This is a genomic window from Gilliamella sp. Fer4-1, assembly GCF_001690515.1.
In the GTDB taxonomy this organism is placed as follows: Bacteria; Pseudomonadota; Gammaproteobacteria; order Enterobacterales; family Orbaceae; genus Gilliamella; species Gilliamella apicola_C.
Map to the genome: position 1 here is coordinate 1 of NZ_LZGZ01000011.1, position 2,331 is coordinate 2,331.

Annotated in this window: 2 protein-coding genes and 1 CRISPR repeat array; both genes read right to left on the minus strand. The window is 32.9% G+C overall.

What is annotated here, in order from left to right:
- On the minus strand, positions 1-709 hold a 709-nt coding region (locus tag A9G30_RS00205; RefSeq protein WP_141671932.1), incomplete at its 3' end, for a rhomboid family intramembrane serine protease.
- A gap of 76 nt (positions 710-785) precedes the next feature.
- On the minus strand, positions 786-1,280 hold the full coding sequence (locus A9G30_RS00210) for a GNAT family N-acetyltransferase (RefSeq protein WP_065587696.1): 495 nt from the start codon (positions 1,278-1,280) through the stop codon (positions 786-788).
- 326 nt (positions 1,281-1,606) lie between these two features.
- Positions 1,607-2,115: a CRISPR direct-repeat array (repeat unit 29 nt; unit sequence GTTTACCGCCGTGTAGGCGGTTTAGAAAA).
- Positions 2,116-2,331: the final 216 nt, after the last annotated feature.

The window sequence follows — 2,331 nt, forward strand, 5'->3', positions numbered from 1 at the left end:
TAGGTAAAGCATAATGCATATATACTGTATATATTGCCAATGCAGTAGTCATCAATAATAGGCTAATAATAAGTAACGCTAGCTTACTTGGATATTTAAAAATTTTAAGACACAATGAAATTAGCCCACCAAGAAAAAATCCAGTACAAGCACCACCGATATGTGCCATATTATCAATTGAAGGCAATAATCCTAATCCAGCGGTTAAAATTAAACTTAGTAGCATTGCCTTAACTGGCATTTCTTGTATATTGGTTTTAAACACTAAGCTATAGGCTAACAATGCAGTAATAACACCTAAAATAGCACCTGATGCACCACAACTAATTACATTATGGTGAATTGTGGCAATATCGCTTGATAAGCTTCCTACTAAACCAGAGAAAAAATAAATACCAATAAAAGCAATGCGAGGTATACGCTGTTCTAAAATTGGTCCAATACTCCATAATGCTAGCATGTTCATGGCTAAGTGAGTAAAACCTACGTGCATAAATAAATTGGTAAACATACGCCAATATTGACCAGAAAAAGTCAGTTCTGCTACATCGGCTCCCCAATCAATTAAAAAATGATTTTCATACAAGGTTGAAAAACCTCGGCTATCAAGCAATCTAAATGCAAAAAAGCAAAAAATGTTTACAACAACCAGGGTTGAAGTGATTTTAGATTGATTTGCGTAATATTTAAGGTCATTTAAAGCGCTCATCAAAAAATCCTTTTAAATCGTTTTGTATCATTAAATGGTATATTAATAATAAATGGCATATTAACAATGTACAGGCTTAATTTAGTCGTTTACCTAATATCAGCAAATCACACTGAACATTATCAAGTTCAGCAATTTTGGGAAGAAAGCCCCATTGTTCATATTGCATTTTTTTAAATAAATTAACGCTAGGTAAATTATGCCCAAAAACGTAGCTAAAAATTGCCTCAATTCCAGTTTTTTGGGCAAATTTTTCAATTTCAGCTACCATAAATTGGCCAATTTTTTTACCACGAAAATCTTGATGAAGATATAAGCTAATCTCAACAGTTTTATAAAATGCAGGACGACCATAAAACGAAGATAAACTAATCCAACCACAAGGTTGATTTTGGTATTTTATTAGCCAAATTGGACGATTATGTGGATTATGTTGGTGAAACCAGTCTAATCGACTCTCAACAGAAACCGGCTCCGTGTCGGCAGTGACTTGCCTACCGGCAATTGTTGAATTATAAACATCAACAATAAAAGGCAAATCGGTTAATGTGGCATCTTGATAAGTAATCATAGCTTTTGTTATAAGTGATTAAAGTAATTTTATTGTAGTTTTATTATTTGTTTTAGGCAATAAAAGATATTTTTTCAACAAAGAAGATAAAAGCCTATCGTTTGTTATTTTATCAAATAATATTAGGATAATATTGTTTAATAATACTGGATGCTGACCAAATGGGTTGTTATCATCCTACCAAAATCCTTGCCAACCCTTTTTTTTAACAATAAATTAAAGTAAATAAAAACAAATAGTTAAAATGATGCCTAATAAAAGGGTTTTTGAAAATAAAAATCTTATTTGCCTTTTATTAAACAACGTTTATAGTATATTCGATTCTAGTTTACCGCCGTGTAGGCGGTTTAGAAAAAACGACAGTAATTTTAAGAGTCGGCGGATTTGTTTACCGCCGTGTAGGCGGTTTAGAAAACAATTTGCGGATTTGGGTCAAATTTCTGCATGTTTACCGCCGTGTAGGCGGTTTAGAAAACAGTAGTTAAATCGGCACAACGAAGTGTGTCGTTTACCGCCGTGTAGGCGGTTTAGAAATTGCCAGCTTAAAATCTCACGACCTGGGTCAAGTTTACCGCCGTGTAGGCGGTTTAGAAATGATTTTGTTGTAATGAATAAAGATGGATTAAGTTTACCGCCGTGTAGGCGGTTTAGAAAAAATAGTAAGCGGTCGGATTTTTTATGTAGATGTTTACCGCCGTGTAGGCGGTTTAGAAAATAGGGGAATATTTTCTCCTGTGGAAAGTATTGTTTACCGCCGTGTAGGCGGTTTAGAAACTAAATTTATAGATGGCGATATTCGAGAACAAGTTTACCGCCGTGTAGGCGGTTTAAATATTTTTCTTTATTGTTATATAGATCATGCCTGCCACTAATATATAGTCGTATTTCGCCAATTAAAAAGTTAAATAAAATCAATGGGTTTTCTGAACTGTTTTTATATTTATTTTTGTTAGTTAACTCACATTATTTTTAAGTCAATTCATCTTCTCTTTAAATTAGAAAACATAAAATATTGTAATGTTAAATAAATATGTTAACGTGCCTTATGTTG

What these genes read in the sequence shown, in the direction of transcription:
- A9G30_RS00210 (WP_065587696.1), bottom strand. Translation starts at nt 1,280, where the DNA reads ATGATTACTTATCAAGATGCCACATTAACCGATTTGCCTTTTATTGTT.